The organism is Nocardioides eburneus (genome assembly GCF_040838215.1).
Lineage (GTDB): Bacteria > Actinomycetota > Actinomycetes > Propionibacteriales > Nocardioidaceae > Nocardioides > Nocardioides eburneus.
The window spans coordinates 79,095-103,292 of record NZ_JBFPJR010000015.1 but is presented as its reverse complement, the minus strand read 5'-3'; the positions used below and the strand labels follow the sequence as shown (position 1 = coordinate 103,292).

Genomic DNA, 24,198 nt, shown 5'->3' with positions numbered 1-24,198 from the left:
GGGGCACCGGCCGGCGCGGATGCAGCGGTTGGCGGCGTACGCACTCATCACCCGGCCGACTGCGGAGCACACCGCGCAGGGGGAGGAGCAGGTGCTGCTGACCAGGATCTCGGCGCGCGGCTTCCACTCCGGCTCCTGGACGCTGCCCGGCGGCGGGGTCGACTTCGGGGAGCATCCGCGGGCGGCGCTCGTCCGGGAGGTGCGTGAGGAGTGCGGCCTGGACTGCGAGGTGGGGACGATTCTCGAGGTCGACGACGTCGCGGTGACCGGGACGGCGCCGAACGGGCGCCACGAGGAGTTCCACGGCGTCCACCTCGTCTTCGCGGCCACGGTCCCCGCGGGGGCCGAGCCGCAGGTCACCGAGGTGGACGGCACCACCGACGCGGTGGCGTGGGTGCCGGTCGCGCGGGTGCTCGGCGGTGAGCTGCCGGTCCTCCCGGTGGTGCGGGCCGCGCTCGCCGCTCGGCGGTGACGGGTCGAGCGGGCCTTCCCGGCCGACCTGTCTGGGACGGCCGCTCGACGCGGATGAAGCGTCTGGGAGAATCGCCCGCGTGACGGTGACTGCGGTGGATGTTGCGGCGGAGCTCAGGTCGCGCGGGATCGGTGGCGTCGACGACTCGGCTCTCGCGCGGGCGATGTACGCCGGCGACGCGAGCCTCTACCGGATCCTTCCGCAGGTCGTGGTGCGCCCGCAGCGCACCGAGGAGCTCCTGGCGATCCATGCGGCCTCGCGTGAGCTGCGCGTCCCGGTGACGATGCGCGGCGCAGGCACCTCGATCGCCGGCAACGCGGTCGGGCCCGGCATCATCGTCGACACCCGGGACCTGAAGCGGATCATCAGCATCGACCCCGAGGCGCGCACTGCCACCGTCGAGCCGGGGGTGGTCCACGCCGACCTGCAGCGAGCGGCGGCGTCGTACGGCCTGCGTTTCGGGCCTGACCCCTCGACCCACACCCGCTGCACGATCGGCGGGATGATCGGCAACAACGCCTGCGGCTCGCGCGCGCTCGGATACGGGCGGACCGTCGACAACGTCGAGGCCATGACCGTCCTGTTCGGCAACGGCGAGCAGGCGACGTTCGGCGGCGCTCACGGCGCGACCGACGTGGCGGGGGCGACCGCGGAGCGGCTGCACCAGCTCGGGCAGGCCAACCTGGCCCACCTGCGGACGGAGTTCGGCCGGTTCGGGCGGCAGGTGAGCGGCTACAGCCTCGAACACCTGCTGCCGGAGAACGGCGGTCGGATCGAGCGCTTCCTGGTCGGCAGCGAGGGAACGCTCGCGACCGTGCTGGAGGCCACCGTGCGGCTCGTCACCGACGAGCCCGGTCGGCTCCTGCTCGTGCTGGGCTACCCGACGATGGCGGAGGCGGCCGACGCCGTCCCGGCTCTGCTGGCGGCGGCTCCCGGACGCCTCATCGCCTGCGAGGGGATGGATGCGCGGATCGTCGAGCTGGTCCGCGCCAAGGGCAAGCCGGTGCCCGACCTCCCGAAGGGGGCCGGCTGGCTCTTCGCCGAGGTCGCCGGCGCCGACGCGCGCGACCTGACGGACCGGCTCGCCGCCGTCTCGGGGGCGTTGGAGTCGCGCCTGGTCACCGATGCCGGTGAGGCGGCCGCGCTGTGGCGGATCCGCGAGGACGGCGCCGGTCTGGCGGGCGTGAGCCTGCCGACCCCCGCCCACTCCGGCTGGGAGGACGCGGCCGTCCCGCCCGAGCACCTCGGCTCCTGGCTGCGCGACTTCGATGAGATCCTCGGCTCCTACGGGCTGCACGGCTATCCCTACGGCCACTTCGGCGACGGGTGCATCCACTGCCGCATCGACTTCCCGTTCGAGGCCGGGAAGCCGGAGAGCGCCCAGGTCTTCCGCGAGTTCATGACGCAGTGCGCGACCACGCTGAAGAAGTACGGCGGCTCGCTCTCCGGCGAGCACGGCGACGGCCGGGTCCGCTCCGAGCTGCTGCCGATGATGTACGACGCCACCTCGATCGGGCTGTTCGAGCAGGTCAAGACGGTCTGCGACCCCGACGACCTGCTCAACCCCGGCAACATCGTGCGGCCGGCCTCCCTCACCGACGACCTGCGGCCGGTGCGGCCGCGTGCGACGCTCACACGCCCGGGCCTGCGGATGATCCACGACGGGGGCGACCTCGGCGCGGCCGTCCACCGCTGCACCGGGGTCGGCAAGTGTGTCGCGCCCAAGACCACCGGGGTGATGTGCCCGTCCTATCTCGCCACCCGTGACGAGAAGGACTCCACCCGCGGCCGCGCCCGCGTGCTCCAGGAGGCCATGGACGGGTCGCTGGTCGGGGGCCTCGGCCACGACGCGGTCGGCGAGGCGCTCGACCTGTGCCTGGCCTGCAAGGGTTGCGCCTCCGACTGCCCGACCGGCATCGACATGGCGACGTACAAGTCCGAGGCGCTCTACCAGACCTATGACGGTCCCGGCGCCACCAAGCGGCGTCCGCGTTCCCACTACCTGCTGGGCCGGCTGCCGAAGTGGGCCCGTCTGGCGGCCCCGATGGCCGGGATGGCCAACGCGTCGATGAGGCTCGGGCCGGTCGCGAGGCTGGCCAAGAGGACCGCCGGCATCGACCAGCGGCGCTCGATCCCGACCTTCGCCACGAAGACTCTCAAGCGCTCCGCGAAGGCGGCGGCCGCCGGTGCGCCGGCCGTCGAGCGGCCCGACGTCTGGGTGTGGGCGGACTCGTTCACCGACCACTTCTTCCCGCAATCGGGATCCGCTGCGATTCGTTTCCTGGAGAGCCAGGGGCTGACGGTCCGGGTCATCTCCGACGACGCCTGCTGCGGCCTGACCTGGATCACGACGGGACAGCTCGACCAGGCCCGGGCGATCATGGACCGGACGGTGAGGACGCTGGCGCCGTACGTCGCCTCGGGTGTCCCGGTCATCGGGCTGGAGCCGTCCTGCCTGGCCACGCTGCGCAGCGACTCGCTCGAGCTCACGGACGCGCCCGAGGCGAAGACCGTGGCCGACCAGATGCTCACCTTCGCCGAGCTGGTGACGCGGCTGGTGGGGGAGGGGCGGCTCGCGCTGCCCGACCTGCACGGCGTCGAGGTCGTCGCGCAGCCGCACTGCCACCAGAGCGCCGTCCTCGGCTGGGCCGCCGACCAACGGCTCCTCGAGCAGGCCGGCGCCACCGTCACCAAGGTGGCCGGCTGCTGCGGCTTGGCCGGCAACTTCGGCGTCGAGGAAGGGCACTACGAGGTCTCGGTCGCGATCGCGGAGACGAACCTGCTTCCCGCCGTGCGGGAGCACCCCGACGCCGTCGTCCTCGCCGACGGCATGTCGTGTCGCGTCCAGCTCGACGACCTCGCCTCGGTGCCGACGATGCACCTCGCCGAGCTGTTCGCCTCGCGCGTCTGAGGTTGTTTCAGGCCACCTGCTCTTCACAGGCGGTGTCGGTGGCCCGCTCATGCACAGGCCGGGCCGGCGGCGGCCGAGGCGGTCGGCGAGTTGCGCGAGCCTTCCTTCCACGCCCGCGAGAGGCGAGACTGGGAAGGAGCCCGAATGTGTCAGCACCCTCAGGAGCAGCCATGGTCACCGAGACCGCCGAGCCGAGCCTGCGGTACGTGCCGATGTCGTGGGAGGACTACCTCGCGCTCCCGGAGGGCACCCGCGCGGAGTGGGTCGACGGGGTGGCGGTGATGTCTCCTCCTCCGGTCGCTGGCCGCTGGCGGGCTCAGGTTCGGTTGACCGCGCTCTTCGAGGCGCACCTGCCTGGGCTCGATGTCATCGGTGAGGTCGCGATCCGTCTGCCGCGCAACCGGGTGCGGGTTCCGGACCTGTCGGCCTACTCCGAGACCATGTCGGAGGATGACTGGCTGATGCCGGCAACCCCCGTGCTCGTCGTCGAGGTTCTCTCGCCCTCGACCAGGCGTGAGGATCTTCTTCGGAAGGCACCGGAGTATCTCGAGGCAGGGATCTCGCAGTACTGGGTCGTGGATCGGCAGGCGCGGACGATCGAGGTCCTGACGAACGCCGGTGACCGCTGGGAGACGGTCGCGGTCGCGGACGACGCACATCCGGCTGCCGAAGTCGGTGTCGGCGAGTGGGGAAGCGTCCCGGTGGAGCTCTCGGCGCTCCTGGGGAGCTGAGGCGACACTCGTGAGGTCGGCGAGCGAGCGCCGATGCGGACGGGGCGCGGTGGCCCTCCTAGAATCGAGGGGTGAATCCCCACCACCGTCGCCTGATCATCCCGACGGCGTTGGTGGTCCTGCTCCTGATCGTCATCATCGCCTCGGTGGTCAACCGATGAGCCGTACGTCCGAGCCGCTGCTGCGGGCACTCAACCGGCTGCGCTCGGTGATCCTCGACCCCGACCAGCTGGTCAAGGCGGTCGCGTCCGGCAAGCAGCGTGGCACGACCCCGCCATGGCGGCGGGCGGAGCTGCGCTACGTCGACCTCAAGGCAGGCCGTCACCTGCAGATCACGACCTACGACGCCACCCAGGCTTTCACCGCGAACCACCCGGTCGGGTCGACCGACGCGCTCGATGCGCTGCTCGACCTGCCCTTCGCGAACTGGACCGTGACCACGCCGACCGAGCAGATCAGGGTGCAGGCCAAGACGTCGCTCACCGCGTTCGTCACGACCACCGAGCAGCAGGCGGCGCCGACCCCGCGCACCCACGACCAGGCCAAGGAGCGCCTGCTCCCCGAGGATGACGAGCTCTTCCGGGTCCTCGGTCTCTCCGACAAGGAGGGGCGGCTCAAGCCGAGCCGGCAGGCGAAGTTCCGTCAGGTCGAGGAGTTCCTGCGCCAGCTCGACGCGGCGATCACCGACGCCTCGAAGTCCGGCAAGCTGCGCACGCCGACCTCCGAGGAGCCGCTGCGGATCGTCGACCTCGGCTGCGGCAACGGCTACCTCACCTTCGCTGCGCAGCGCTACCTCACCGAGGTCAAGGACCTGCCCGTCGTCGTCACCGGCGTCGACGTCAAGCAGCAGTCCCGGGATCACAACAGCTCGGTGGCGGCGGAGCTCGGCATCAACGCGGAGTTCGTCGTCGGCACCATCGGGGGCGTCCAGCTCGCGGAGCGGCCCGACGTCGTCCTCGCATTGCACGCCTGCGACACCGCCACCGACGACGCGCTGGCCCGCGCGGTCGAGTGGGAGACGCCGCTCGTTCTCGCCGCCCCGTGCTGCCACCACGACATCGCGGCGCAGCTGCGCAAGGCGCCGACCCCGGCGCCGTACGCCATGCTCACCCGACACGGCATCCTCCGCGAGCGCTTCGCCGACACCCTCACCGACGCGCTGCGCGCGTCGCTGCTGCGGCTCGCGGGCTACCGCGTCGAGGTCGTCGAGTTCGTCGAGAGCCAGCACACCCCGCGCAACACCATGCTCCGCGCCGTCCGTACCGGCGGCCCCGTGAAGGGGGGCGCCGTCCGGAAGGAGTACGACGACCTGGTGACCGCCTGGGGCGTCCGGCCGCAGCTCGGCGAGCTGCTCGGGGTGAGTCCCCAGCAGTGAGCCCGGCGGTGGTCGTGCGGATCCTGGCGGGGCTGGCCGTGGTGCCCTTCCTCCTCGGGGCGGCCGCCGCCCCGACCGGCCGCGAGCACATCGCCTTCACCTTCGCGGATCCTCGGATCGACGAGGCCAGCGCGCTCGTCGCGCTGCCGGACGGCCTGTTCGCGACCACCAACGACTCGGGGGACACCGGGCGGGTCTTCGTCGTCGATCCGTCCGGTCGGACGGTCGGCGTCACGCGCTGGGGCAGCGCGCGCGACGTCGAGGCGCTGGCGCTGGCCCCTGACGGGGACGTCTGGGTCGGTGACATCGGCGACAACCGTTCCGCGCGCGACACGGTCCGGGTCGCGAAGGTGCCCGTGGGCCGCGGCGACCGGACGGTGGCGCCGACGGTCTATGACCTGGTCTACCCGGACGGAGCCCACGACGCCGAGACGCTGCTCTGCGATCCCGGGAGCGGCCGGCTCTATGTCGCCAGCAAGGGCTGGCTGGGCGGCACGCTCTACGCCGCGCCGGCCCGTCTCTCCACCGCTCATCCGAACCGCCTCCGGTCCGTCGCGCCGGTGCTGCCGATCGCGACCGATGGCGCGTTCTTCCCCGACCGGCGGCACGTGATCGTCCGCGGCTACGTCTCCGCGGACGTCTACACCTGGCCGGCGATGACGAAGGTCGCGTCCTTCCCGCTGCCGTCCCAGCCGCAGGGCGAGGGCATCGGTGTCGCGGCCGACGGCACCGTCTATGCCAGCAGCGAGGGGCTGCACTCCGCCGTCGTCACCGTCCCGCTCCCGGCCGCCGTCCGCACCGCGCTCACGTCGACCAGCCCGTCGTCCGGTCCGTCGCCCGCGCCCGCCGCGGCGAGTCCGGTCACCCGTCCGGCGCAGGAGCAGTCGGCGCACGAACGGACCGGGCGCTCGTGGTGGCCCTGGGCGCTCGGCGGCCTCGTGGGGACCGCGGCGGTCGTCGTCCTGCTTCGCTCCCTGCGGCCGCGCTGACCGGCCTGCCGACGGTGTGACACCCAGCGTGCGCCTGGGCGCACGCTGGGTGTCACACCGCGGCCCATTGGCTACTTGATGCGGCATGGTCCGGCTGCGACGCACCTCTCCCGACCAGCCGGGCTGGACGCGACGACGGTCCGGCAGGGGCTTCGTCTACCTCGACGAGCACGGTGAACGGCTCCCGCCCGACGCCGTCGAACGGATCACGGGACTGGCGATCCCGCCGGCGTGGACGGACGTCTGGATCACGCCGTACGACAACGGTCATCTGCAGGCGGTCGGGACCGATGACGCGGGGCGGCGACAGTACCTCTACCACCCGGACTGGCGGACCCGCCGGGACGCCGCGAAGTTCGACCGGGTCCTACTCTTCGGCCAGGCGCTGGCGCAGGCCCGGGAGCAGGTCCTCGCCGACCTCGGCCGGGACGGCATGCCCCTCGAGCGGGCATGTGCGGTCGCCGTACGCCTGCTCGACCTCGGCTGCTTCCGGATCGGCAACGACGTGTACGCCGACCGGCACGGCTCGTTCGGGCTGACGACTCTCCAGCGGCAACACGTCCGGCGCCGCCAGGACCGCCTGGTCTTCACCTTCACCGGCAAGTCGGGCGTCGAGCACCACGTCGAGATCGACGACGCGACCGTCACGGAGGCGATCGACGTGATGCGCCGGCGCCGTGCGGACGACCCGACCCTGCTCGCCTACCGCGAGGGTCGGCACTGGCGGGCGATGCTGCCCCAGTTGGTCAACGACTACGTGCGGGAGACGACCGGCGCGGAGGCGACGGCGAAGGACTTCCGGACCTGGCACGCCACGGTGCTGGCGGCGGCCGCGCTGGCGGAGACCGAGGAGCCCGGCCGGTCGAAGGCCTCACGGAAGCGCGCGATCAGCGCCGCGATGCGCGAGGTCGCGGAGTTCCTCGGCAATACCCCGACGATGGCGCGCACCTCCTACGTCGATCCACGGGTGGTGTCGGCGTACGAGGAGGGCCGCACGATCGCGGACGCGACGCGGCGTAGGTTCGACACCGTCGACGAGCGCCAGGCCGCCCTCGAGCGGGCGACGCTGCGGCTCATCCGCCAAGAGGACTGACTCCGCCAGGAGGACTCATGCAGATCACCGTCATCGAGGGTGACATCACCACCCAGGACGTGGACGCCGTCGTCAACGCCGCCAACAACGCCATGCGTGGGGGCGGAGGGGTCGATGGTGCCATCCACCGCGCGGGCGGGCCGGCGATCCTGGCGGACTGCGTACGCCGGTTCCCCGACGGACTCGCCACCGGCGACGCCGGCTGGACGACCGCCGGAGACCTGCCCGCCCGCTGGGTGATCCATGTCGTGGGGCCGGTCCACGGGGTCGGAGGCCGAGAGTTGCTCACCTCGTGCTACGTGCGCGCCCTCGAGGTGGCCGACGAGCTCGGCGCCGGTTCGGTCGCGTTCCCGCTCGTCAGCGCGGGCGTCTACGGCTGGCCCAAGGACGACGCGATCGCGGCAGCGCTCGAGGTCTTCCGCTCCGCGTCGACCGCGGTCGAGGAGGCCCGTCTGGTGGCCTTCGGCCGCACGACGTACGACGCCATCCGGGTGCAGCTCGAGAATTGACCGCCTTGGAGTCGGCGCCTGCCTGTCCCGTGGGGTTGTGAGTGTCAGCGAGGGCCATGGTCCTCGCTGACACTCACAACCGCTCGACGACCCAGTCGAGGCAGGCGGTCAGCGCGGCGACGTCGGCGGCGTCGACCGAGGGATACATCGCGATGCGCAGCTGGTTGGTGCCGATCCCGCGGTAGGCGTCGAGGTCGACGACACCGTTGGCGGCCAGCGTCGCCCGGACGGCGTCCTTGTCGATCGCGGGGTCGAGCTCCACCGTCCCGACCACGAGCGAGCGGTGGGCCGGATCGGGCACGAAGGGCGTGGCGTAGTCCGACTTCTCCGCCCAGGTGTAGAGCGCCTCCGCGGACGCGGTCGTGCGCGCGACCATCCCGGCGAGGCCACCCTGCGCGTTCATCCAGTCGAGCTGCTCGGCCATGAGGAAGAGCGTCGCGACCGCCGGGGTGTTGACCGTCTGCCCGGCGCGCGACTGCTTGATCGCAGCGGTCAACCCGAAGAAGGAGGGGATGTGACGCCCCGACGCGGCGATCTCCTCGGCGCGCGCGAGCGCGGCGGGGGAGAGCAGCGCCAGCCACAGGCCGCCGTCGGAGGCGAACGACTTCTGCGGCGCGAAGAAGTAGACGTCGGCCTGGATGGGGTCCAGCGGCAGCCCGCCCGCTGCCGAGGTGGCGTCGACGATCGTGAGCTGGTCGGCCGAGGCGCCCTCCGGACGCGCGACCGGCGCCATGACACCGGTCGAGGTCTCGTTGTGGGTCCAGGCGTAGACATCCACCCCGGCGTCGTACGACGGCACGGCGAGCGCCCCGGGCGCCGCCTCGACCATCACGGGATCGGCCAGCCACGGCGCGGCCTTCGTGGCCTTGGCGAACTTCTTGCCGAACTCGCCGAAGACGGCGTGCTGGCTGCGCTCGCGGACGAGGGCGTAGGTGACGAGGTCGAAGAACGCGACCGAGCCGCCGTTGCCGAGGACGACCTCATAGCCGTCGGGCAGCGCGAAGAGCTCGGCCAGCCCGGACCGGACCCGCTGGACCAGGTCCTTGACCGGCTGCTGCCGGTGAGAGGTGCCCATGAGCGAGACCCCGGTCGCGGCGAGCGCCTCGAGGCGCCCGGCCGGCACCTTGGACGGTCCGGAGCCGAACCGCCCGTCGGCGGGCAGGAGGTCGGCGGGGATCTGCAGGGTCATCGGGCACCTCGGGTCGTGCTGCGGCGGTCGGGCCCATTCTCCCAGGCCCGCCCTCACGACGCTGCGGGTGTCCAGCGGAGTCTGGTCAGCGGCGGGGTAGTCCGGGACGTCCGGGTCGGTTACTCGCGAGTAGAACGACGCGAACGTCCCGGACTACCGCCGGGGGTCACAGGGTGATCCGGGCCTGATGCTCAGGCGCCCCAGGCCGGGTTCCAGCCCTCGACGGAGTCGGCCGGCCGCGCGGCGGGGCCGGTGTAGACCGCGGAGGGACGGATGAGACGGCCGGTCTTGACCTGCTCGAGGATGTGGGCCGACCACCCACCGGTGCGCGCACAGGTGAACATCGAGGTGAACATGTGGGCCGGGACCTGGGCGAAGTCGAGGACGATCGCCGCCCAGAACTCCACGTTCGTCTCGAGCACCCGGTCGGGGCGGCGCGCGCGCAGCTCGGCGAGCGCGGCCTTCTCGAGCGCCTCGGCCACCTCGTAGCGCGGTGCGCCGAGCTCCTTGGCCGTCCGTCGCAGCACCCGTGCCCGCGGGTCCTCGGCGCGGTAGACCCGGTGGCCGAAGCCCATCAGGCGCTCGCCGGAGTCGAGGAGGCCCTTGACGTAGGCCTCGGCGTCGCCGGACTGCTCGACCTCCTCGATCATGCCGAGCACGCGGGAGGGGGCGCCGCCGTGGAGCGGACCGCTCATCGCGCCGATGGCGCCGGAGAAGGCGGCAGCGACGTCGGCACCGGTCGAGGTGATGACCCGCGCGGTGAAGGTGGAGGCGTTCATGCCGTGCTCGGCGGCCGACGACCAGTAGGCGTCGATCGCGTGGGCGTGCTTGGGGTCGGCCTCGCCGCGCCAGCGGATGAGGAACTTCTCCGCGAGCGTCCGGCCCTCGTCGACGACCGACTGGGGCACGACCGGCTGGTGGAGGCCGCGGGCCGACTGGCCGGCGTACGACAGCACCATGACCGCGACGCGGGCGAGGTCCTCGCGGGCCTGCTCGGGGGTGATGTCGTAGGTCGCGCGGAAGCCGAACGTCGGCGCGAGCATCGCGATGGCGGCCTGCACGTCGACGCGGACGTCACCGGTGTGGACCGGCAGGTTGAACGCCTCGGCCGGCGGCAGCCCCGGCGTGTAGGCGCCGTCGATCAGCAGCCCCCAGACGTTCTCGAACGGGACCCGGCCGACGATGTCCTCGATGTCCACTCCGCGATAGCGGAGGGCGGAGCCTTCCTTGTCGGGCTCGGCGATCTCGGTCTCGAACGCGACGACGCCCTCGAGTCCGTGGTGTACCTCGGTCATCCCTGCTCCTTCTCGTCATTCGTCGTCCGGCATTCTGCACCACCTCGCGCGTCAGTAGGGTCGGGGCATGGAGCAGGTCACGCTGACCGAGGAGCTCGCGGCAGCCCGCGAGAACTACACCCGCGGCGGCCTCACCGAGGCCGACCTGGCGCCGGACCCGATCACGATGTTCGGGCGGTGGTACGCCGAGGCGCGCGACGCCGGGATCCACGAGCCCAACGCGATGGTGGTGGCCACGGTCTCGGCCGCGGGCGCGCCGTCGTCGCGGATGGTGCTGCTCAAGGGCGTCGGTGCCGACGGCTTCCGCTTCTTCACCAACCTCGGCTCCCGCAAGGGCCACGACCTCGCCGCCGAGCCGCGGTGCGCGCTGCTCTTCCCCTGGCATCCGCTGGAGCGGCAGGTGCGGATCGAGGGCGTCGCGCAGCCGCTGCCGCGTCCCGACGTGGACGCCTACTTCGCCACCCGTCCGCGCGGCTCCCAGCTCGGAGCCTGGGCGTCGCCCCAGTCGACGGCCGTCGCCGGCCGGGACGAGTTGGCGGCGTCGTACGCCGAGATCGAGGCCCGCTTCGCGGACCAGGACGTCCCGGTGCCGCCGACCTGGGGTGGGTACGTCGTCCGGCCGGACGTGGTCGAGTTCTGGCAGGGCCGGCCGGGCCGGATGCACGACCGGCTGGTCTACCGCCGTGCGCGGTCGGGGTGGGCGACCGAGCGGCTCGCGCCGTGACCAGAAACGCTGTGACCCGAAACGAGGGGATGGCCGCCGTGACGGCCGCGCTCGGGGGCCGGCTGGCGTTCGGCGCCGACTACAACCCCGAGCAGTGGCCGGAGGAGGTCTGGGCCGAGGACGTCGCGCTGATGCGGGAGGCGGGCGTGACGATGGTCAGCCTCGGGATCTTCTCCTGGGCGCTGCTGGAGCCGGAGCCCGGTCGGTTCGACCTCGGCTGGCTCGACCGGGTCCTCACGCTCCTTCACGAGGGCGGCATCGCCGTCGACCTCGCGACGGCGACCGCCTCCCCGCCGCCGTGGTTCCTCCAGGCGCATCCCGAGGCCGCCTTGGTCGACCGCGCCGGCGTACGACGGGCGTTCGGCAGCCGGCAGGCCTACTGCGCCTCGTCGCCGGCGTTCCGTGAGGCGGCGACCCGGCTCGCCGGCGTGATGGCCCAGCGGTACGCCGACCATCCCGCCGTCGTCATGTGGCACGTCTCCAACGAGTACGCCGACCACAACTGGCACTGCTACTGCGACGTGTCCGCCGCCGCGTTCCGGGACTGGCTCCAGGCGCGCTACGGCACCCTCGACGCCCTCAACGCAGCCTGGGCGACGGCGTTCTGGAGTCAGCGCTACACCGCGTGGGAGCAGCTTCAGCCGCCGCGGGAGGTCTCCTACAACTCCTTCGCCAACCCCGGCCAGCAGCTCGACTGGTGGCGGTTCTCCTCCGACGCCCAGTTGGACCTCTTCCGCGCTGAGGCGGCGGCGGTCCGGTCCCACTCCGACAAGCCGCTGACCACCAACTTCATGGGCTTCTTCAAGCCGTTGGACTACCGCTCCTGGGCGGCCGACCACGGCATCGACGACTACGTCGTCTCCAACGACCACTACCTGATCGCGGCCGAGCCGGACCGCACCCAGCACCTCGCGATGACGGCCGATCTGCTGCGATCGCTCGCGGGCGGGCGACCGTGGCTGCTGATGGAGCACTCCACGTCGGCGGTCAACTGGCAGCCGCGCAACCTCGCGAAGTCCCCCGGGGAGATGCGGCGCAACTCCTTCCAGCACCTCGCCCGTGGCGCCGACGGCGCGATGTTCTTCCAGTGGCGTGCCTCCCGCGGCGGTGCGGAGAAGTTCCACTCCGCGATGGTGCCCCACGCCGGCACCGACAGCCGGCTCTGGCGCGACGTCGTCCGGCTCGGCGAGGACGTCGCCGCGATCGCCGAGGTCGCCGGGACGCGCGTCGAGCCGGCGTCGGTGGCGCTCCTCTTCGACTGGCCGTCGTGGTGGGCCGCGACCCACGACTCCCACCCCTCGGTCGACGTCGACCCGCTCCGGACCGCGCGTGCCTGGCACCACGTCTGCTGGTCGCGCAACATCGGCGTCGACGTCGTCGGCACGACCGACCCGCTCGACGGCTACCGCGTCGTGGTGCTCCCGGTGCAGTACCTCCTCGACGACCCGACCGTCGCACGGCTGCGGGCCTTCGCCGAGGCCGGCGGCACCCTGGTCGTCACCTACTTCTCCGGCATCGTCGACGAGCACGACCAGGTCCGGCTCGGGGGCTATCCCGGGGCGCTCCGCGACCTGCTCGGCGTCCGGATCGAGGAGTTCCACCCGCTCCTCGAGGGTGAGCACGTCGCGCTCACGCGCACCGGGGAGGGCCGGATCTGGAGCGAGCTCGGCCGCACCACCGGCGCCGAGGCCTGGGCGACGTACGCCGTCGGCCCCTGCGCCGGGTCACCGGCGATCACCCGGCACGCGGTGGGGGAGGGCACGGCGTGGTACGTCGGCACCGAGCTGACCGCCGAGTCACTCGCGGAGCTGGCCGAGGAGGTCCTCGCCGACGTCGAGCCGGTCACTGCCGGGCTGCCCGAGGGCGTCGAGGCTGTCCGCCGGGTCGGCGAGCAGGCGTCGTACCTCTTCGTCGTCAACCACACCCACGAGGCCGTGATCCTGCCGGTCGACGGCGTCGACCTGCTCAACGGCAACGACGGCGCGCCCCACCTGGTCAAGGCCGGGGACGTCGCCGTCATCCGCGAGTCCTGAGCGGCAGGCGCGGGCGCCGGGGTCGAGCGCACACCGCCGCCAAAGTGTCACCGTGACAGTTGGCGCCACGGGAGACACTTCGTAACTGTCACCCGACGCGCAAAGGGTCACGGTGACACTTCGCGAATCCGCTTGTGAGTGAGTGCTCACTCACTTAGGCTGGGTCGACGTGGAGACCCGTCGGACCCGAGCAACCCCGCTCGCCCCCGAGGAGCGCCGCGCGGCGATCGTCGCCGCCACCCGGCCGCTCCTCATCGAGCACGGCAGCGCGGTGACGACGCGCCTGATCGCGGAGGCGGCCGGCATCGCGGAAGGCACCATCTTTCGGGTGTTCGCCGACAAGCGCGAGCTGTTCCACGCGGTCGCCGAGGCGTCCGTGAACCCGCCCGGTGCCCAGGAGCAGATGGCGCGGGAGCTCGCGGCGCTGCCCGACCTGCCGAGCAAGCTCCGTCACGTCATCGACCGCCTCGCCGCCCGGTTGCAGGAGAGCCTGCTCGTGCTGATGGCGGTCCGCTCCGCGCTGCTGAACGAGCCTCATCAGCCGGCGTCGGGTCCGCCGACCTTCCTCCTCGAGGCCAACAAGGCGCTCGTCGACAACCTCACCGATCTGCTCTTCACGCCTCACGCGGAGGAGCTGAGGCTGCCTCCGCGCAAGGCCGCGCTCGTGCTGCGCAGCCTCACCGTCGGCACGTGGATGCCCGGGCTCAACCGGGGCCAGCAGCCCCTGTCCACCGACGACGTCATCGACATCCTGCTCTCCGGCATCCTGCGGAAGGACGACCACTGATGCTGCTGAGACTCCTGCGGGAGTACCTCCGCCCCTACCGACGCCTGTTGGCGGCCATCGTCGCGCTCCAGTTCCTCTCGACCGCGGCGATGCTCTACCTGCCCAACCTCAACGCCGACATCATCGACCACGGTGTCTCCACGGGGGACACGGACTACATCGTCCGCATCGGCGGTGTCATGCTCGCCGTCAGCCTGCTCCAGATCGTGTGCTCGCTGGGCTCGGTGTGGTTCTCCGCCCGCACGGCGATGGCGTTCGGGCGTGACCTGCGCGCCGCCGTGTTCCACCGGGTCGGCTCGTTCAGCGGCCGGGAGGTCGCTCGCTTCGGCGCCCCGTCGCTCATCACCCGCAACACCAACGACGTGCAGCAGGTGCAGATGCTGGCCTACCTCAGCTGCACGCTCGCGGCGACCGTCCCGATCATGATGGTCGGCAGCGCGCTGATGGCGCTGCACCAGGATGTCCACCTGTCCTGGCTGCTGCTCGTCGTCGTCCCCGTTCTGGTGTGCTGCGTCAGTCTGGTCGTGTGGCGGCTCGTCCCCAACTTCCGGCTCGTGCAGAAGCGGATCGACGTGGTCAACCGGGTCCTGCGCGAGCAGATCACCGGAATCCGCGTGGTGCGCGCCTTCGTGCGGGAGAAGGTCGAGAGCGACCGCTTCGGCCGCGCGAACGACGACCTGACCGCGGTCTCCCTGGCGGCCGGGCGATGGCTCGCCACGCTGTTCCCGCTGGTCATGCTCGTCGTCAACGTGTCCAGCGTCGCGGTCATCTGGTTCGGCGGTCACCGGGTCGACTCCGGCCAGATGCTGGTCGGTCCGCTCACGGCGTTCCTCTCCTACCTGCTGCAGATCCTCATGAGCGTGATGATGGGGACCTTCATGCTGATGCAGGTCCCGCGCAGCGCCGTCTGCGCCGACCGCATCGCCGAGGTGCTCGACACCGAGTCGAGCGTCGTCCCGCCGGCGTACGGCGTCCGGGACCTGCCGGTGCGTGGCCATCTCGACCTCGAGCGGGTCGGGTTCACCTATCCCGGTGCCGAGCAGCCCGTGCTCCGGGACGTGTCGTTCCGGGCGCGGCCGGGGCAGACGGTGGCGATCATCGGCTCGACGGGCGCAGGGAAGAGCACGCTCCTCAACCTGGTGCCGCGGCTCTTCGACGCGACGGCCGGGCGCGTGCTGGTCGACGGGGTCGACGTCCGCGAGCTCGACCCGGACGCGCTCCACGCGCGGCTCGGGCTGGTCCCGCAGAAGGCGTTCCTCTTCACCGGCACGGTCCGCTCGAACCTGCTCCACGGCAAGCCGGACGCCACCGACGAGGAGCTCTGGCACGCGCTCGAGATCGCCCAAGCGCGCGACTTCGTCGAGACGATGGGCACCGAGGGGGCCCGCGGTCTGGACGCCCCGATCGCGCAGGGCGGCACGAACGTCTCCGGTGGCCAGCGGCAGCGGCTCGCGATCGCGCGCGCCCTCGTACGCCGGCCCGAGATCTACCTCTTCGACGACTCCTTCTCGGCGCTCGACGTCGCGACGGACGCCCGTCTCCGGGCGGCGCTGCGCCCCGAGACCGCCGATGCCACGGTCGTGGTCGTCGCCCAGCGCGTCTCCACGATCCGCGACGCCGACCTGATCGTCGTGCTCGAGGACGGCGTCGTGGTCGGCGCCGGCACCCACGAGGAGCTGCTCGCCGACAACGAGACCTACCAGGAGATCGTCGCGTCCCAGCTCAGCGCGGAGGAGGCAGCATGAGCCAGTCCGAGAGCGGCCGGAGCGCCGCGCAGAAGCCTGGCACGATGAAGGAGACCGAGCGCATCCAGCAGACCGGCGGCGGCCCCGGCCGTGGCCCGATGGGCGGCGCGATGGTCGGCCAGAAGGCGATGCAGTTCGGCCCGTCGGCGCGCCGCCTGGTGCGACGCATGGCGCCGTACCGTCTCCAGGTGCTCGCCGTGCTCGTCCTCGCGATCGGCAGCGTCGTCCTCACGACGCTGGGGCCGCGCCTGCTCGGCCACGCGACCAACCTGATCTTCGAGGGCTCCTTCGGCAAGCAGCTGCCAGAGGGGATGACGACCGGTCAGGCGGAGGAGTGGCTGCGCCAGCACGACCACGGCCAGCTCGCCGACATGCTCGCAGGCATGGACCACGTCGTGCCCGGGCATGGCGTCGACTTCGCAGCCCTGCGGAACGCGCTGCTGCTCGTCCTCGTGGTCTATCTCGCCGGCTCGCTCCTCGCCTGGCTCCAGGGGTTCGTCCTCAACGGCGTCGTCCAGGGGACGGTCCGCCGGCTGCGCTCGGACGTCGAGGCGAAGGTCCACCGGCTGCCGTTGGAGTACTTCGACCGGCAGCCGCGCGGCGAGCTGCTCTCGCGCGTCACCAACGACATCGACAACATCAGCCAGACGCTGCAGCAGACGATGAGCCAGCTCCTCACCTCGCTGCTGACCGTCGTCTCGGTGCTCGCGATGATGCTGTGGATCAGCCCGCTCCTGGCGCTGATCGCGCTCGTGTCGGTGCCGATCGCGATGGTGATCAGCGGTCAGGTCATGAAGCGGTCGCAGGGGCAGTTCGTGACGCAGTGGCGGCGTACGGGCGCGCTCAACGCGCACATCGAGGAGACCTTCTCCGGCCAGGACCTGGTGACGGTCTTCGGTCGGCAGCAGGAGGTCGAGCGGACCTTCGACGAGCAGAACACGGGCCTCTACGACGCGGCCTTCAAGGCGCAGTTCATCAGCGGGCTCATCATGCCGCTGATGATGTTCGTCGGGAACCTCAACTTCGTCGCCGTGGCCGTCGTGGGCTGTCTCCGCGTCGCGAACGGCCAGCTCTCGCTCGGTGACCTGCAGGCCTTCATCCAGTACTCCCGCCAGTTCACCCAGCCGCTCACCACCGTCGCGTCGATGATGAACCTGCTGCAGTCCGGGGTCGCCTCCGCCGAGCGCGTCTTCGAGCTGCTCGACGCGGAGGAACAGGTCCCGGACCGAGCCGGCGTGCATGGACGCCGACTCGACGGAGCAGCCGGTGCCGAGTCGGCGCAGATGGCGGGCGAGGTCCGCTTCGAGCACGTCACATTCCGGTACGACGCCGACAAGCCGCTCATCGAGGACCTCTCCCTCGTCGCGCGGCCGGGGCAGACCGTGGCCATCGTCGGGCCCACGGGCGCCGGCAAGACCACGCTGGTCAACCTCGTCATGCGGTTCTACGAGCTCCGCGGCGGTCGCATCCTGCTCGACGGGGTGGACATCACCGACATGCCGCGCGCGGCACTGCGTGCGCGCACGGGCATGGTGCTGCAGGACACCTGGCTCTTCGAGGGCACGATCCGCGACAACATCGCCTACGGTCGGCCCGGCGCGACGGAGGAGGAGATCCTCGAGGCGGCGCGGGCGACCTTCGTCGACCGCTTCGTCCACTCCCTGCCGGACGGCTACGACACCGTCATCACCGGTGACGGCGGCCAGCTCTCCGCGGGGGAGCGGCAACTCGTCACGATCGCGCGCGCGTTCCTCGCCGAGCCGGACCTGCTGATCCTCGACGAGGCGACCTCCTCGGTCGACACCCGGACCGAGCTGCTGCTCCAGCACGCGATGGCGGCGCTGCGCACCGACCGGACCAGCTTCGTCATCGCCCACCGGCTCTCGACGATCCGCGACGCGGACCTCATCCTCGTCATGGAAGCCGGCTCGATCGTGGAGCAGGGCACCCACGCCGAGCTGCTCGCCGCCGACGGCGCCTACGCCCGGCTCTACCGGTCGCAGTTCTCCGCCCCGATCGAGGCGGAGGAGGTCGCCTGAGTGCGGCACCGGCTGCTCGGCGAAAATCCGTTGGCCGACCGTGCGGCCCGGCCTACCGTGGTGGCACACGGGAAAGGAGGTGATCCGAGGAATGAATTCTGATCGGACGCGTGAGGTGGCTGCTCGCTAGGCGACCACGCGAGCGCCAGCGCCGAGTGAGGCACGAGCTCGAAGCGCTGCGCGAGCGCGGGAGCCAGGTGCGAAGCACCTTGCAGCCCCGGCAGTGCTGAGGAGGGGTGGAGCCACCCCTGACGCTGCTGGCGAATCCTCTGGCGGCAGCGTGGCGCCCGCCGCGAAGCGGCACGGGCGAAGCCCGTTTGCGACACGCTCGGCGAGAAGGACATCGCAGCTCACCCGACCCGCAGGCGAACCGGGCACGTCCCCCGGTGCGGTCCTCCCGGACCACGCCTGCGGGTCGCTTCATTGCGGCGCGATGTGAGGCAGACCGCATCGGGGGAAAGTTGTTGCCGTCAACCAATTGGCGATATAGTTGACCGCAACAACCAGTCTTTGCATCCCTGAATCGAGTCACATGGCCAACCTCTCCACCACGCTGCCGGACGAGCGGGCGCCGATGAGTCACCGCGAGATCCTGCAGGCCATGTCGGGCCTCATGCTCGCGATGTTCGTCGCGATCATGTCCAGCACGATCGTCTCCAACGCGCTCCCGCGCATCGTCGCCGAGCTCCACGGCACCCAGACCGGCTACACCTGGGTCGCTGCGTCGACGCTGCTGACCATGACGGCGTCGACCCCGATCTGGGGCAAGCTCGCCGACCTGTTCTCCAAGAAGCTCCTCATGCAGCTCGCCCTCGGCATCTATGTCGCCGCCTCGCTGGTGGCAGGTCTGAGCCCGTCGATGGGAATGCTGATCGGCTCCCGCGCGGTGCAAGGCGTCGGCGTCGGCGGTGTCATGGCGATGGTCCAGATCGTGATGGCCTCGATCGTCAGCCCGCGCGAGCGGGGGAAGTACTCCGGCTACATCGGCGCGACCTTCGCGCTCGCGACCGTGCTCGGCCCGCTCATCGGCGGCGTGATCGTCGACTCGAGCGTCGGCTGGCGCGGCTGCTTCTACGTCGGCGCGCCGATCGCCGTGATCGCGTTCCTCCTGCTTCAGCGGACCCTGCACGTGCCGACCATCAAGCGTGAGGTCCACATCGACTACCTCGGCGCGTTCTTCATCGTCGCCGGCGTCTCCGTGCTCCTCATCTGGGTCAGCCTCGCCGGCCAGCAGTTCGCGTGGGGGTCGTGGCAGACCGGCGCCATGGTCGTCGGCGGGCTCGTCCTGCTCGCCATCGCGATCTTCGTCGAGGCCACAGTGGCCCGCGAGCCGATCATCCCGCTGCCGCTCTTCAAGGACCGCACGGTCGCCCTCTCCACGACCGCCTCGATCTTCATCGGCTTCGCCATGATGGGCGCGACCTACTACACCTCGGAGTACTTCCAGCAGTCGCGGGGCCTGTCGCCGACGAAGGCCGGCCTGATGTCGATCTTCATGGTCGGCGGGCTCTCCTTCTCCAGCATCGTGGTCGGGCGCATGATCACCAAGACCGGCCGCTGGCGGAAGTGGCTCATCTCCGGTGGCGTCCTCGTCGTCGTCGGGCTGGGCCTCCTCGGCACCATCGACGGTGAGACCGGCAAGCTCTGGATCGGTCTGTTCATGATCCTGCTCGGCATGGGGCTGGGGGCGACCAACCAGAATCTCGTCCTGGCCGTTCAGAACAACGCCAAGCAGGAGGCCGTCGGCGCGGCCACGGCGGTCGTCTCGTTCTTCCGCTCGATGGGCGGCGCGATCGGCGTCTCCGCGCTTGGCGCGGTGCTCAACAGCCAGACGACCAGCGGCTTCCTCCACCACGTCGACGTCCTTGCGGCCGCCAAGCAGCTGACCCCCGCGGACCAGAGCGCACTGGCGAAGATGGCGAGCGGCGGTGTTCCGGAGGTCAGCACCATGCCCGACCATCTGCGGGCCGCCTTCGAGTCGGCCTTCGGAGCCGCGACCGGCCACCTGTTCCTCATCGCCGCGCCGTTCGCCCTGGCCGCGCTGGTCTGCATCCTCTTCATCAAGGAGCAGCGTCTGCGCACCTCGCTCAAGGACCTCAGCGACGAGCGGATCGACCCCGAGGTCGCCGTCGAGCTCGAGCTCGGAGAGCTCAGCGAGCGTGTGCGGTCATGAGCCAGACCCGGGCAGCCGCCCTGCACGACCTCGAGGGTGAGGTCGGCGTCCTGCTCCGTCGGATCAAGCGCGTGATCGCCGACCGCGCGGCGTGCGTGCACCCCGACCTCCAGCCGGGTGCCTTCCACATGCTCATCTGGATCGCCGAGCACGGGCCCGTGCGGTCGAGCGCACTGGTCGAGGAGTTCCACGTCGACAAGGGCGCAGTCAGCCGCACGCTCCAGCACCTCTGCGAGCTGGGTCTGATCGACCGTGCACCCGACCCGGCCGACGGGCGCGCCGCGCTCATGTCCGCCAGCCCGGACGCCGTACGCCGGCTGCGGGAGGCCGACGACCAGCGCCGAGCCTGGGTGCAGGAACGGCTCAAGGGCTGGAGCGCCACCGAGCTCGCCGAGCTCGCCGCCCAGCTCGGCCGCTACAACGACGCGCTCACCTGAGCCCGGTCACCCGAGCCACACGCAGGTGTTCGGCGGGAGGGCACCCGCCTCGAGCTCCCCGCTCGCGATCAGGACGTCGCGAGCGGGGAGCCTCGTCGTCTCCTCGCCGGCGTTGAGCACGACCGTGAGCGGCCCGCGGCGGAAGGCGAAGAGGTCCTCCCCGAGGTCGAGCAGCTCGACCTCGTCGCCGGCGCTCAGGGCATGGGTACGCCGGGCGGCCAGCGCCCTGCGGTAGAACTCCAGCGTCGAGGCCGGCGCACCCGTCTGGGCCTCGACGGTGAGGGCGGCCCACGCGGCCGGCTGGGGTAGCCACGGCTGGCCGGCCACCGCGCTGAAGCCGTACGGCGGCGTGGTCCCCGACCAGGGCAGCGGGACCCGGCACCCGTCCCTGCCCGGGTCCGGCGTCTGGGTGTGGCGGGTGCGGAGCCAGGCGGGGTCCTCGCGGGCGTGGTCGGGGACGTCGACCTGCTCGAGGCCGAGCTCCTCGCCCTGGTAGAGGTAGGCCGAGCCGGGCAGGCCCAGCATCGCGAGGGTCGCGGCGCGAGCCCGGTCGAGTCCGACCCGACCGCCGCCGTACCTCGTCGGATGACGGACGACGTCGTGGTTCGAGAGGACCCAGGTGGGGGAGGCGCCGACCGGGGCCAGGGCTTCGAGGGTGCCGCGGACGACCTCCTCGAACTCCTTCGCCGACCAGTCGGCGAGCAGCCAGGCGAAGTTGAACGCCTGCTGCATCTCGTCGGGGCGGACATAGCGGGCCAGCGACTCCGGGGTCTGCGTCCACGCCTCGGCCACCAGCATCCGGTCGTGGCCGTCGGTGGAGTAGGAGTCGAGCAGCCGCCGCCAGGAGCGGTAGATGTCATGGACCTCCGGCTGGTCCCACATCGGCTCGTCCTTCGCGGTCCGCTCGACCATCGCGTGAGGCTCGTCGTTCTGCGCGGGCGACGGCGCCTCCCCGGGCGACTCGGCCTCCGAGACGATCTGGTCGCGCAGCGACGCCTCCTTGACCAGCCCGTGGGCCACGTCGATCCGGAAGCCGTCGACGCCGCGGTCGAGCCAGAACCGCAGCACGCCCTCGAACATCGCCTCGACCTCGGGGTTGCGCCAGTCGAGGTCGGGCTGTGAGGAGTCGAAGAGGTGCAAGAACCATTGCGCCGTTCTCTGGGGCGAGCGTGTCGGCTCCGCGGCCACGCTGTCGTGCTCGCCGGATCTTGCGCCGGTGGGCTCCGCCGCCACGCTGCCGCCCGCGGCGACGTCGCCTTCCGCCGCCACGCTGCCACCCTGTGGTGTGCCATCGGGCTCGTCCACGCGCGTCCAGGCCGGTCCGCCGAAGACCGAGCGCCAGTTGTTGGGCGGCTCGGCGCCGTGCGGGCCGCGCCCGTCGCGGAAGAGGTAGCGGGCCCGCTCCGGGCTCCCGGGCGCGGCGGCCAGCGCCGCCCGGAACCACGGATGCGCCGACGAGGTGTGGTTGGGCACCAGGTCGACGATGACACGGAGGCCGAGCCGGTGCGCCTCGGCGACGAGGGCATCGGCGTCGGTCAGCCGCCCGAACAGCGGGTCCACGTCGGTGTAGTCCGCGACGTCGTACCCGTGGTCCTTCTGCGGCGAGGTGTAGAACGGCGTCAGCCACACGGCGTCGACACCCAGGTCCCGGAGATAGGGCAGCCGCGACGTGATGCCGGGCAGGTCGCCGATCCCATCGCCGTCGCCGTCGGCGAAGCTGCGGACGTAGACCTGGTAGGTCACCGCCTCGCGCCACCAGTCCGGGCGAGTGCCGTCGGACGTGCTGTCGAACACAGGCACGGCGGGGGTGCGCTCCGCGGGATCGGGGAGGCTCATCCCTTCACCCTAGAATGTGGGTGTGAGCGACCTGATCGACACCACCGAGATGTACCTCCGGACCATCTATGAGCTGGTCGAGGAGGGGATCGTGCCGCTGCGCGCGCGGATCGCCGAGCGGCTGCACCAGAGTGGTCCGACCGTGTCGCAGACCGTCGCGCGGATGGAGCGCGACGGGCTCCTGACCGTCGAGGGCGACCGCCACCTGCAGCTCACCGACGAGGGCCTCCGACTGGCTACCCGGGTGATGCGCAAGCACCGCCTCGCCGAGCGCCTCCTCACCGACGTCATCGGGCTCGACTGGGAGCTCGTGCACGAGGAGGCGTGCCGCTGGGAGCACGTCATGTCCGAGACGGTCGAGAGGCGGCTGCTGGCCCTGCTCGACCACCCGACCGAGTCGCCGTACGGCAACCCGATCCCGGGCCTCGGCGAGCTCGGTGGTGACGCCGCCGAGGAGGACTTCATGACGGGCGTCGAGCCGCTGTCGAAGGCGGCGATGACCGAGAAGGGTACGGTCCTCGTCCGGCGCATCTCCGAGGAGATGCAGAAGGACGAGACCCTGATGAGCGCGCTGCGGCGTGTCGGCGCACTGCCGGACAAGACCGTCGCCGTCCAGGCCACGCCCGACGGCGTCCTGCTCGGCTCCTCCGGCGAGACCGCCGAGATCGTCCCCGAGGCGGCCGACCACATCTTCGTCCGCCGGATGTGACCCGGACCTACCGCCCGTCGCGTCTCGCCGCGGCGAGGTCGGTGAGGAACTCGCTCGTCCCGCTCCAGAGCGTGTACGTCGCCAGCTCGTCGCCCCGGGTCGTGCCGCGGTTGACGATGACGACCGGCGTCGCGGCCTTGGCGGCGCGGCGTACGAACCTCAGGCCGCTCATGACCGCGAGGCTGCTGCCGGCGACGAGGAGGGCGCCGCCGTTCTCCCGCAGCCGGTCGACGGCGGCATAGCTCCGCTCGACTCGGTCCTTCGGGACGTTCTCCCCGAAGAACACGACGTGCGGCTTCAGGATGCCGCCGCACACGTCACAGTCGGGGACCACGAAGCCGGCGGTCTCCTCGAGCGCCACGTCGCCGTCGGGGCGGACCTCCACGTCGGCGTGGGCCGCGACCCAGCCCGGGTTGAGCTCCTCGAGCCGACGATGGAGATCGGCGCGTCGGCTGACCGTGCGGCACGCCAGGCAGACGACCTCGTCGATCCGGCCGTGCAGGTCGACGACCCGTCGCGACCCGGCGGCCTCGTGGAGCCCGTCGACGTTCTGCGTGATGAGCAGGTCGGGATCGATCGCGGCCAGTGCGCGGTGGCCCTCGTTCGGCTCCGCCGCCGTCATCCGGCCCCAGCCGACGTGGCTGCGGGCCCAGTAGCGCTGGCGCGCCGCCGGACCCGAGACGAACTCCTGGTAGGTCATCGGCTGGCGGTTCGGGCTCCCAGGCCCGCGATAGTCGGGGATACCGGAGTCGGTCGACAGGCCGGCGCCGGTCAGCACCACGAGGGGCCGTCGCGTGAGCAGCGCGAGCGCGGCGTCGTACGCCTCATCGGCCCGCTCGACCGGCGGCGCCGTCATCGGGCGTAGCGCGCTTCAGCGCGCGCCCGGGCCTTGGCGGCCTCCACCTCACGGCTCTTCTTCGGCGCGGTGCTCACGAGGTCGTCGAGCAGGTGCTGCGTCACGTGGGCGATCTCGGCGACGGCCCGCTCGAAGGCCGCCTGGTTGGCCTGGGAGGGCCGGGTGGTGCCGCTGACCTTGCGGACATACTGCAGCGCCGCCGCCGTCACCTCGTCGGTCGTGGCCGGGGGCTCGAAGTTGTGGAGCGGGCGGATGTTGCGGCACATGCCTTTACGGTACGTCGCTGTGCCGCATC

The 24,198-nt window shown here is 71.6% G+C and carries 20 protein-coding genes; 15 read left to right on the top strand and 5 right to left on the bottom strand.

Going from position 1 to position 24,198, the window contains the following annotated elements; translation table 11 throughout:
• The 7 genes from AB3X52_RS10660 to AB3X52_RS10630 form a co-directional block, all read left to right on the top strand.
• Positions 1-472, top strand: a 472-nt coding sequence (locus AB3X52_RS10660) for an NUDIX hydrolase (RefSeq protein ID WP_367994044.1), incomplete at its 5' end; no start/stop codon positions are given.
• A 79-nt stretch (positions 473-551) separates the two neighbouring features.
• Positions 552-3,383 carry an FAD-binding and (Fe-S)-binding domain-containing protein gene (locus tag AB3X52_RS10655; RefSeq protein WP_367994043.1) on the top strand — a complete coding sequence of 944 codons (2,832 nt, stop codon included), beginning with the start codon at positions 552-554 and terminating at the stop codon, positions 3,381-3,383.
• Between the two features lie 170 nt (positions 3,384-3,553).
• Positions 3,554-4,114 carry a Uma2 family endonuclease gene (locus AB3X52_RS10650; RefSeq protein ID WP_367994042.1) on the top strand — a complete coding sequence of 187 codons (561 nt, stop codon included), beginning with the start codon at positions 3,554-3,556 and terminating at the stop codon, positions 4,112-4,114.
• A gap of 157 nt (positions 4,115-4,271) precedes the next feature.
• Positions 4,272-5,489, top strand: a complete 1,218-nt coding sequence (locus tag AB3X52_RS10645) for a class I SAM-dependent methyltransferase (protein WP_367994041.1) — start codon at positions 4,272-4,274, stop codon at positions 5,487-5,489.
• Positions 5,486-6,478: a hypothetical protein gene (locus AB3X52_RS10640; RefSeq protein ID WP_367994040.1), complete on the top strand. Its 993-nt coding sequence runs from the start codon at positions 5,486-5,488 to the stop codon at positions 6,476-6,478. Before AB3X52_RS10645 ends, AB3X52_RS10640 begins: the two co-directional genes overlap by 4 nt.
• Before the next feature lie 85 nt (positions 6,479-6,563).
• Complete coding sequence (locus AB3X52_RS10635; protein WP_367994039.1) at positions 6,564-7,571, top strand: DNA topoisomerase IB; 1,008 nt, start codon at positions 6,564-6,566, stop codon at positions 7,569-7,571.
• A gap of 17 nt (positions 7,572-7,588) precedes the next feature.
• Complete coding sequence (locus tag AB3X52_RS10630; protein ID WP_367994038.1) at positions 7,589-8,080, top strand: O-acetyl-ADP-ribose deacetylase; 492 nt, start codon at positions 7,589-7,591, stop codon at positions 8,078-8,080.
• Between the two features lie 73 nt (positions 8,081-8,153).
• Here the strand turns inward: AB3X52_RS10630 and serC are convergent, their stop codons facing one another.
• Positions 8,154-9,269 (bottom strand): phosphoserine transaminase, encoded by a 1,116-nt coding sequence (serC, locus tag AB3X52_RS10625; RefSeq protein WP_367994037.1) that lies wholly within the window; start codon positions 9,267-9,269, stop codon positions 8,154-8,156.
• Positions 9,270-9,460: 191 nt separating this feature from the next.
• A complete protein-coding gene (locus AB3X52_RS10620; RefSeq protein WP_367994036.1) occupies positions 9,461-10,564 on the bottom strand; it encodes a citrate synthase 2 in 1,104 nt (367 codons plus the stop codon).
• Between the two features lie 67 nt (positions 10,565-10,631).
• Between AB3X52_RS10620 and pdxH the strand changes: the two genes are divergently transcribed.
• The 7 genes from pdxH (at position 10,632) to AB3X52_RS10585 (ending at position 20,502) form a co-directional block, all read left to right on the top strand.
• Positions 10,632-11,288, top strand: coding sequence for a pyridoxamine 5'-phosphate oxidase (gene pdxH / locus AB3X52_RS10615; protein ID WP_367994035.1), 657 nt, complete (start codon positions 10,632-10,634; stop codon positions 11,286-11,288).
• Between the two features lie 29 nt (positions 11,289-11,317).
• Positions 11,318-13,321, top strand: a complete 2,004-nt coding sequence (locus AB3X52_RS10610; protein WP_367994034.1) for a beta-galactosidase — start codon at positions 11,318-11,320, stop codon at positions 13,319-13,321.
• Positions 13,322-13,490: 169 nt separating this feature from the next.
• A complete protein-coding gene (locus AB3X52_RS10605; protein ID WP_367994033.1) occupies positions 13,491-14,108 on the top strand; it encodes a TetR/AcrR family transcriptional regulator in 618 nt (205 codons plus the stop codon).
• Positions 14,108-15,853, top strand: a complete 1,746-nt coding sequence (locus tag AB3X52_RS10600; RefSeq protein ID WP_367994032.1) for an ABC transporter ATP-binding protein — start codon at positions 14,108-14,110, stop codon at positions 15,851-15,853. Before AB3X52_RS10605 ends, AB3X52_RS10600 begins: the two co-directional genes overlap by 1 nt.
• Positions 15,850-17,892, top strand: a complete 2,043-nt coding sequence (locus AB3X52_RS10595) for an ABC transporter ATP-binding protein (protein ID WP_367994031.1) — start codon at positions 15,850-15,852, stop codon at positions 17,890-17,892. The genes AB3X52_RS10600 and AB3X52_RS10595 overlap by 4 nt, the downstream gene beginning before the upstream one ends.
• A 532-nt stretch (positions 17,893-18,424) precedes the next feature.
• Complete coding sequence (locus AB3X52_RS10590) at positions 18,425-20,065, top strand: MFS transporter (protein WP_367994030.1); 1,641 nt, start codon at positions 18,425-18,427, stop codon at positions 20,063-20,065.
• A complete protein-coding gene (locus AB3X52_RS10585) occupies positions 20,062-20,502 on the top strand; it encodes a MarR family winged helix-turn-helix transcriptional regulator (protein ID WP_367994028.1) in 441 nt (146 codons plus the stop codon). The genes AB3X52_RS10590 and AB3X52_RS10585 overlap by 4 nt, the downstream gene beginning before the upstream one ends.
• Before the next feature lie 6 nt (positions 20,503-20,508).
• On the opposite strand, the gene AB3X52_RS10580 is transcribed toward AB3X52_RS10585, so the two are convergent.
• Entirely contained in the window at positions 20,509-22,338 is a 1,830-nt protein-coding gene (locus AB3X52_RS10580; RefSeq protein ID WP_367994026.1) for a glycoside hydrolase family 13 protein, read from the bottom strand.
• 22 nt (positions 22,339-22,360) lie between these two features.
• On the opposite strand from AB3X52_RS10580, the gene AB3X52_RS10575 reads away from it, so the two are divergent.
• Entirely contained in the window at positions 22,361-23,047 is a 687-nt protein-coding gene (locus AB3X52_RS10575; RefSeq protein ID WP_367994024.1) for an iron-dependent transcriptional repressor DtxR, read from the top strand.
• Between the two features lie 7 nt (positions 23,048-23,054).
• Here the strand turns inward: AB3X52_RS10575 and AB3X52_RS10570 are convergent, their stop codons facing one another.
• The gene (locus AB3X52_RS10570) at positions 23,055-23,903 is read right to left on the bottom strand and encodes a Sir2 family NAD-dependent protein deacetylase (RefSeq protein WP_367994022.1); all 849 of its coding nucleotides are present in this window, start codon (positions 23,901-23,903) and stop codon (positions 23,055-23,057) included.
• Positions 23,900-24,169: a DUF2277 domain-containing protein gene (locus AB3X52_RS10565; protein WP_367994020.1), complete on the bottom strand. Its 270-nt coding sequence runs from the start codon at positions 24,167-24,169 to the stop codon at positions 23,900-23,902. Before AB3X52_RS10565 ends, AB3X52_RS10570 begins: the two co-directional genes overlap by 4 nt.
• Positions 24,170-24,198: the final 29 nt, after the last annotated feature.